The organism is Halorubrum sp. Atlit-26R (assembly GCF_003666015.1).
GTDB lineage: Archaea > Halobacteriota > Halobacteria > Halobacteriales > Haloferacaceae > Halorubrum.
The window spans coordinates 1-505 of record NZ_QPLT01000412.1 but is presented as its reverse complement, the minus strand read 5'-3'; the positions used below and the strand labels follow the sequence as shown (position 1 = coordinate 505).

Sequence of the window (505 nt, the reverse complement as noted above, 5' to 3'; positions counted from 1 at the left end):
CTCGCCGCGCTCGACGGTGTCAGCACCGTCCAGGTTCGTCACCGCGAGGAACTGCTGGGCGGTCACGTTGACCGTCGTCGTGTTCGCGTCGTCTTCGGTGCTGACTTCCGCCTCCACGGACCGGCTCTCGTCGATGGCCTCGGTCGTGTAGGTGAAGTTCAGCGTTTCCGTTTCGCCCGCGTCGAGCGTCACCTCCTCGTCAGTCGCGAAGCCGGGCGCGGAGAAGGAGACGCTCTGCGTGGCGTCGTCGAGCTGTCCGGTGTTATTGATCGTCGTGGTGACGTTGAACGCATCACCCTCGACGAACGTCTCCTCGTCCGAGACGTTTGTCTCGATGCTCTCGACGATGAAGTTGGACGCCAGCACGTCGGCCGTCTCGTTCGCCTCGTCGTCGGGTGTCACGACCCTCAGATCGACCGCGGGTGAGTCACCCAGTTCGGTCGGGTAGGTGAAGTTCAGAGTCTCGTTATCACCCGGATCGAGCGCGACGGGTCGGGTGTCAACG

General features: G+C 63.6%; 1 protein-coding gene. It reads right to left on the bottom strand.

Features of this window, described 5'->3' with window-relative positions:
* On the bottom strand, nucleotides 1-402 hold a 402-nt coding region (locus DVK07_RS21215), incomplete at its 3' end, for a hypothetical protein (RefSeq protein WP_199719722.1).
* Between the last annotated feature and the right edge of the window lie 103 nt (nucleotides 403-505).